Here is a 6,791-nt window from a genome sequence, read left to right on the forward strand (position 1 = left end):
GTCAGCCTCTCTATGGGGGGCAGTCGGGTGAGTCGGCCGGGGGGGCGGCTGCCGCGCGCGACGTCGCGCGACGCCAGGGGACGCCCCTCGACGCTCCAACGCACCTCGCGGACGCCGGGCGTCAGGTGCGGCGAGAGCCGGGCGAAGTCCTCGTCCGACAGGTCCCACAGCTCGATGCCGCGCTGCTCGCACTCCTGGACGCAGGCGCCGGACAGCTCGTGCGCGACGCGGAACGGCACGCCCTGCTTGACCAGCCACTCGGCGATGTCGGTCGCCAGCGCGAAGCCCTGCGGGGCCAGCGACTCCATCCGCTCGGTGTTGAACGTGAGCGTCCGGACCATGCCGGTGAACGCCGGGAGCAGGACCTCGAGCGTGTCGATCGAGTCGAAGACCGGCTCCTTGTCCTCCTGCAGGTCGCGGTTGTAGGCCAACGGCAGCGCCTTGAGCGTCGCGAGCAGGCCCGACAGGTTGCCGATCACGCGTCCGGCCTTGCCCCGGGCGAGCTCGGCGATGTCGGGGTTCTTCTTCTGCGGCATGATGCTCGACCCGGTGGAGTAGCCGTCGTGCAGCCGCACGAAGTCGAACTCCTTGGTGTTCCAGAGGATGACCTCCTCGGCCAGCCGCGAGACGTCCACGCCGATCATCGCGGTGACGAAGGCGAACTCGGCGACGAAGTCACGGGCGGCGGTGCCGTCGATCGAGTTCGCGGTGGAGCCGCTGAAGCCCAGGCCAGAGGCGACCTTCTCGGGGTCCAGGCCGAGCGAGGACCCGGCCAGCGCCCCGCTGCCGTACGGCGAGTCGGCGGCCACCCGGGCGTCCCAGTCGGCCAGCCGGTCCAAGTCGCGCACCAGCGGCCAGGCGTGCGCCAGCAGGTGGTGGCTGAGCAGGACGGGCTGGGCGTGCTGCAGGTGCGTGCGGCCCGGCATGGCCACGCCGAGGTGCTGCTCGGCCTGGTCGGCCAGCGCCTGGACGAGCTCGGTGACGAGCGCCGAGATCGCCCGGCCGTGGTCGCGCAGGTACATGCGGAAGAGCGTGGCAACCTGGTCGTTGCGCGAGCGGCCGGCCCGCAGCCGTCCGCCGAGCTCGGCCCCCAGACGCTCGAGCAGGCCGCGCTCGAGGGCCGTGTGGACGTCCTCGTCGTCGGGCTGCGGCCCGAACGCGCCGGACCGGACGTCGGCCTCGAGCGCGTCGATGCCCTCGACCAGGCGGCGGTGGTCGTCGTCGGTCAGCAGACCGGCGGCGTGCAGGACGCGGCGTGGCGCGCGCGACCGGCCAGGTCGTACGGGGGCCAGGCGCCAGTCGAAGTGGGTGGAGCGCGACAGCTCGACCAGCTCGGGCGACGGCCCGGACGCGAAGCGGCCGCCCCACAGGCGGGTCTGGTCGTTCTCGGTCACGGGGTCTCCTTCGGGGACGTGGCCAGGGCGGTGAACCGCTGGGCGACGGCCTCGCCGCCCGCGGGGTCGCGGCTGATGAGCAGGACGGAGTCGTCGCCGGCGATGGTGCCGAGGACGTCCCCGAGGGTCGCATGGTCGATGGCCGAGGCCAGGTACTGGGCGGCTCCGGGCGGGGTGCGCAGGACGACGAGGTTGGCCGACGCCTCGGCGGTCACAAGCACCTCGCGGCAGATCCGCGCAAGGCGGGCCTGGGAGGCGGGGCTGTCGACGCCGGACGCGGGGTCACGTCGCCGCCCTCGGCCGGGACGGCGTAGACCAGTCCCCCGTCGCGGCGGACGCGCACGGCGTCCAGCTCGACCAGGTCGCGCGAGACGGTCGACGGGGTGGCGACGACGCCCTGCGCCTCCAGCAGCGCCACGAGGTCGCCCTGCGAACGCACGGCGTGGCGGCCGAGCAGCTCGACGATCAGCTGCTGGCGGGCGGCCTTGGTGGTGGGGACGGCCACGTCAGGACGCCTGGTCCAGCAGCCAGGCCAGGACGGCCTTCTGCGCGTGCAGCCGGTTCTCCGCCTCGTCCCACACGACGCTCTGCGGGCCGTCGATGACGTCCGCGGCGATCTCCAACCCTCGGTAGGCGGGCAGGCAGTGCAGGACGATCGCGTCCGGCTTCGCCAGGCTCATCGCCTCGGTGGTCACCGCGTACCCGCCGAACAGCGCGAGCCGCTCGGCCTTCTCGTCCTCCTGGCCCATCGAGACCCAGGTGTCGGTGATGACGACGTCCGCGCCGCGGAGCGCCTCGGCGGGGTCGTCGGTGACGACGACCGAGCCGCCGGTGCCGGCCGCCACCTTCTGCGCGTCCGCGACGATCGCCGGGTCCGGCTGGTCAGCCCGACGGCGCGCCGACGCGCACGTGCATGCCGGCGGTGGCGCCGCCCAGCACGTACGAGTGCCCCATGTTGTTGGCGCCGCGCCCAGGTAGGCGACGGTCAGCCCGGCCAGCTCACCCTTGTGCTCGAGCACGGTGAGCCAGTCGGCCAGGATCTGGCACGGGTGGAAGTCGTCGCTCAGCGCGTTGACGACGGGGACGCCGGCGTGGGCCGCCATCTCCTCGAGACCGGCCTGCGCGTAGGTGCGCCAGACGATCGCGGACGTCATGCGGCCGAGCACGCGCGCGGTGTCGGCGACGGGCTCGCCGCGGCCGATCTGCGTCGTGCCGGAGTCCATGACCAGCGGGTTGCCGCCCAGGTCGGCGATGCCGACGGCGAACGAGACGCGGGTGCGGGTGGACGACTTGTCGAACAGCACCGCGACCGTCTGCGGGCCGGCGAGCGGCTTGCGGGCATAGGGCTCGCGCTTCATGGCCAGGGCCAGCTCGAGCACCTCGCGCTGCTCGGCGGGGCTGAGGTCGTCGTCGCGCAGGAAGTGCCTCATGGCGTGGCCTCCGTCAGCAGGGTCGTGAGGGTGCGCGCCGCGCCGGACGCCTGCTCGGCGGTCAGCACGAGCGGCGGGGCGAGGCGCAGCCGCTCGGGGGTGGCGGCGTTGACGATGAGTCCGGCGTCGAGGGCGGCCGTGGCCACCTGCGGGGCGACCGGCTCGCGCAGGACGATGCCGACGAGCAGGCCGCGACCGGTGGTCTCGGCGACGAGCGGGTGCGCGGCGAGGTCGGCGCGCAGCTGGTCGCCGACGACGCGCGCGTTCTCGAGCAGGCCCTCGGACTCTATCGCCGCGATGACGGCGAGGCCGGCGGCCGTGGCCACGGGGTTGCCGCCGAACGTCGTCCCGTGGTTGCCCGGCTGGAGCAGGTCGCCGGCGGCGCCCAGGCCGATGCAGGCCCCGATCGGCACGCCTCCGCCCAGGCCCTTCGCGACGGTGACGAGGTCGGGGGCGACCCCCGCGGCGGTGTGCGCGAACCAGTCGCCGGTGCGTCCCATGCCGGTCTGGACCTCGTCGATCCACAGCAGGGCCCCGTGCTCGGTCGTGACGCGGCGCGCGGCCTCGAGGTAGCCCTCCGGCGGGACGACGACGCCGGCCTCGCCCTGCAGGGGCTCCAGCAGCACGGCGGCGACCGTCTCGTCCACCGCCGGCTCGAGCGCGGCGACGTCGCCGTACGGGACGCGCCGGACGTCACCGGGCAGCGGCTCGAACGGCTCGCGGTACGCGGTCTTGGCGGTCAGCGCGAGCGCGCCCATCGTGCGTCCGTGGAAGGCGCCGTCGGCGACGACGACCGTGGTGCGCCCGGTGCGGCGGGTGGCCTTGAACGCGGCCTCGTTGGCCTCGGTGCCAGAGGAGGTGAAGAAGACCCGGCCCTCGGTGCGGGTGCCGCCTCCCAGCAGCTCGAGCAGGCGCTCGGCCAGCTCGACCTGCGGGAACGTGGTGAAGAAGTTCGAGACGTGGCCGAGCGTGCCCAGCTGCTCGGTGACGGCCTGCACCAGCGCGGGGTGCGCGTGGCCCAGGACGTTGACCGCGATGCCGCCGAGCAGGTCGAGGTAGCGGTTGCCGTCGACGTCCCAGACGTACGGGCCCTCGCCGCGCACCAGGACGCGCTGCGGCGGGCCGAAGGTGTTCATCAGCGACGCCGCGTAGCGCTCCTGCCACTCGGCGCTCGTCGTCTGCTGCGCGGTGCCGGCGAACGTGCCCTCACTCATGCGTCGTCCTTCTTCATCGAGGTCTTGTACAGGGCGCTGCGGACCTTCGTGGGGGCACCGGGCAGCACCTGGGTGCCGACGCCCTCGTCGGTGAAGATCTCCAGCAGCACGGCGTGCGGCTCGCGGCCGTCGACGACCGTGGCGCCGGTGACGCCGCCCTCGACCGCCTTGAGGCAGGCGGTCATCTTCGGGATCATCCCGCTGGCCAGGGTCGGGATGACCTCGGCCAGGTTCTCGGGCGAGATCTCGCCGATGACGTCGGTGCTCTCGGGCCAGTTGACGTACAGGCCCTCGACGTCGGTCAGCACGAGCAGCTTCTCGGCCCCGAGCGCGACGGCGAGCGCCGCGGCGGCGGTGTCGGCGTTGACGTTGTGCACCTGGCCGTCGGCGTCCGGCGCCACGGTGGAGACGACCGGGATGCGTCCGGCGTCGATGAGGTCCTGCACGGCCTCGGGACGCACGCCGACGACCTCGCCGACCAGGCCCACGTCCACGGGCTCGCCGTCGACGACGGGCATCGTCTTCTGCGCGGTGAACAGGCCGCCGTCCTCGCCGGACAGGCCGACCGCGAGGTCGCCGTGCTGGTTCAGCAGGCCGACGAGCTCACGCCCGACCTGGCCGGTCAGCACCATGCGGACGACCTCCATGGCCTCGGGCGTGGTGACCCGCAGCCCGCCGCGGAACTCGCTCTCGATGCCGAGCTTGTCGAGCATCGCACTGATCTGCGGTCCGCCGCCGTGCACCACGACGGGCTTGAAGCCGGCCAGGCGCAGGAACACGACGTCCTCGGCGAAGGCGCGCTTGAGCGAGTCGTCGGTCATGGCGTTGCCGCCGTACTTCACCACGACGACCTTGCCGTGGTACTTCTTCAGCCACGGCAGCGCCTCGGCGAGGGTGGCGGCCTTCGCGGTCGCCTTCTTCCACTCGCCGGGGTTCCACTCGTCCTGGGCCTCCAGGTCGGTGCCGAACGGGCTGCTGTCCGTCATCTCGTGCTCCGTCATGTCGAGTACGCCGAGTTCTCGTGGACGTACGCGTGGGTCAGGTCGTTGGTCCAGATGGTCGCCGTCGCGTCCCCGGCCTTGAGGTCGATCGTCACGCCGACCTGCCGCGGGTCGAGGTCGACGAGCTCGGGCGACTCGGCCGGCCCGCTGTTGCGGCAGACCCAGACGCCGTTGAGCGCGACGTCGAGATCGGCCGGGTCGAACGCGGCCTGCGTCGTGCCCACCGAGGCCAGGATGCGGCCCCAGTTGGGGTCCTTGCCGAAGATCGCGGCCTTGAACAGGTTGCTGCGGGCCACCGAGCGTCCGACCTCGACCGCGTCGTCCTCGCTCGCGGCGTGGACGACCTCGATCGCGATCTCGTGGTCCGCGCCCTCGGCGTCGGCGAGCAGCTGCAGCGCCAGGCTGTGGCAGACCTCGTGCAGCGCGGCCGTGAAGGCGTCCGCCTCGGGCCGGACGCCGGACGCGCCGCTGGCCATGAGCAGCACCGTGTCGTTGGTCGACTGGCAGCCGTCGGAGTCCAGGCGGTTGAACGTGGTGCGGCACGCCGCGCGCAGCGCCGCGTCGGCCGTGGCCGCGTCGACGTCGGCGTCCGTGGTGATGACGACGAGCATCGTGGCCAGCGCCGGGGCGAGCATGCCCGCGCCCTTGGCCATGCCACCGACGGTGAAGCCGTCGCGGGTGACCTGGGCCTGCTTGGGCACGCTGTCGGTGGTCATGATGGCGCGCGCCGCCGCCGCTCCCCCGTCGGCGTCCAGCGCCTCGACCGCCGCGGCCATGCCGCCGAGCAGGTCGTCGCGGTCGTTGAGCAGCCCGATGAGCCCGGTCGAGCAGACCTGGACCTCGATCGCGCCGACGCCCAGGCGCTCGGCGACGAGCTCGGCCGTGGCGTGCGTCGTCTGGAAGCCCTCGGCGCCGGTGTAGCAGTTGGCCCCGCCGGAGTTGAGCGCGACCGCGGTCGCGCGACCGGCCTTGATGGCCTCCTGGCTCCAGAGCACGGGGTTGGCCTTGCACCGGTTGGACGTGTAGACGGCGGCCGCGGCACGGCTGGGCCCGTCGTTGACGACCAGGGCGACGTCGGGGTCGCCGCTGGACTTGAGCCCTGCGGTCACGCCGGACGCGCGGAAGCCCCGGGCGGCGGTGACGCTCATGCGGGGACCTCACGGACGAGCAGGGACGAGCGGCTCACGGGGCGACTCCTTCGGTCGGCAGGCCGGTGGTCTCGGGCAGGCCGAGGGCCAGGTTCATGGACTGGATGGCGCCGCCCGCGGTGCCCTTGACCAGGTTGTCGATCGCGGTGACGGTGACGAGCCGGCCGGCCCGCTCGTCGACGGCGACCTGGACGAAGGCGTTGTTCGAGCCGAGCGTCGCGGCCGTGGTCGGCCAGACGCCCTCGGGCAGCAGGTGGACGAACGGCTCGTCGGCGTACGCCTTCTCGTAGACGGCGCGGACGTCCGCCGCGTCACCGGTCAGGCGCGCGGTGGCCGTGGCCAGGATGCCGCGGGCCATCGGGACGAGCGTCGGGGTGAAGGAGATGGTCACCTCGTCGGCCCCGGCGCTGCGCAGGTTCTGGACGATCTCCGGGTTGTGCCGGTGCACGCCGCCGACGCCGTAGGCGGACGCCGAGCCGAGCCCCTCGGACGCGAGCAGGTGCTGCCTGGGCGCCTTGCCGGCACCGGAGAAGCCGTTTGGCCAGCACGGCGACGAGGTCGGTCGGCGCGACGACGCCCGCGCGGACCGCCGGCTGCAGGGCCA

General features: G+C 73.5%; 8 protein-coding genes. All 8 read right to left on the reverse strand.

Annotation, left to right across the window (positions count from 1 at the left end; all coding sequences use genetic code 11):
• On the reverse strand, positions 1 to 1,394 hold a 1,394-nt coding region (gene argH / locus AC2W7G_RS06685), incomplete at its 3' end, for an argininosuccinate lyase (RefSeq protein WP_485867746.1).
• Positions 1,391 to 1,609, reverse strand: coding sequence for an arginine repressor (locus tag AC2W7G_RS06690; protein ID WP_485867747.1), 219 nt, complete (start codon positions 1,607 to 1,609; stop codon positions 1,391 to 1,393). The genes argH and AC2W7G_RS06690, both read right to left, overlap by 4 nt.
• Positions 1,606 to 1,899, reverse strand: a complete 294-nt coding sequence (locus AC2W7G_RS06695) for an arginine repressor (RefSeq protein WP_485867748.1) — start codon at positions 1,897 to 1,899, stop codon at positions 1,606 to 1,608. Before AC2W7G_RS06695 ends, AC2W7G_RS06690 begins: the two co-directional genes overlap by 4 nt.
• A gap of 1 nt (position 1,900) precedes the next feature.
• The gene (gene argF / locus AC2W7G_RS06700; protein ID WP_485867749.1) at positions 1,901 to 2,824 is read right to left on the reverse strand and encodes an ornithine carbamoyltransferase; all 924 of its coding nucleotides are present in this window, start codon (positions 2,822 to 2,824) and stop codon (positions 1,901 to 1,903) included.
• The gene (locus AC2W7G_RS06705; protein ID WP_485867750.1) at positions 2,821 to 4,038 is read right to left on the reverse strand and encodes an acetylornithine transaminase; all 1,218 of its coding nucleotides are present in this window, start codon (positions 4,036 to 4,038) and stop codon (positions 2,821 to 2,823) included. The genes argF and AC2W7G_RS06705 overlap by 4 nt, the downstream gene beginning before the upstream one ends.
• Entirely contained in the window at positions 4,035 to 5,024 is a 990-nt protein-coding gene (gene argB, locus AC2W7G_RS06710) for an acetylglutamate kinase (protein WP_485867751.1), read from the reverse strand. Before argB ends, AC2W7G_RS06705 begins: the two co-directional genes overlap by 4 nt.
• Before the next feature lie 11 nt (positions 5,025 to 5,035).
• Complete coding sequence (gene argJ / locus AC2W7G_RS06715; RefSeq protein WP_485867752.1) at positions 5,036 to 6,187, reverse strand: bifunctional glutamate N-acetyltransferase/amino-acid acetyltransferase ArgJ; 1,152 nt, start codon at positions 6,185 to 6,187, stop codon at positions 5,036 to 5,038.
• A gap of 34 nt (positions 6,188 to 6,221) precedes the next feature.
• A partial coding sequence (locus AC2W7G_RS06720; protein WP_485867753.1) for an Asd/ArgC dimerization domain-containing protein occupies positions 6,222 to 6,791 on the reverse strand: 570 nt, incomplete at its 5' end.

This window comes from Aeromicrobium sp. PFPM2_SD2 (assembly GCF_057364525.1).

What these genes read in the sequence shown, in the direction of transcription:
- argB (WP_485867751.1), bottom strand. Translation starts at nt 5,024, where the DNA reads ATGACGGACAGCAGCCCGTTCGGCACCGACCTGGAGGCCCAGGACGAG.
- argJ (WP_485867752.1), bottom strand. Translation starts at nt 6,187, where the DNA reads ATGAGCGTCACCGCCGCCCGGGGCTTCCGCGCGTCCGGCGTGACCGCA.
- argF (WP_485867749.1), bottom strand. Translation starts at nt 2,824, where the DNA reads ATGAGGCACTTCCTGCGCGACGACGACCTCAGCCCCGCCGAGCAGCGC.
- AC2W7G_RS06705 (WP_485867750.1), bottom strand. Translation starts at nt 4,038, where the DNA reads ATGAGTGAGGGCACGTTCGCCGGCACCGCGCAGCAGACGACGAGCGCC.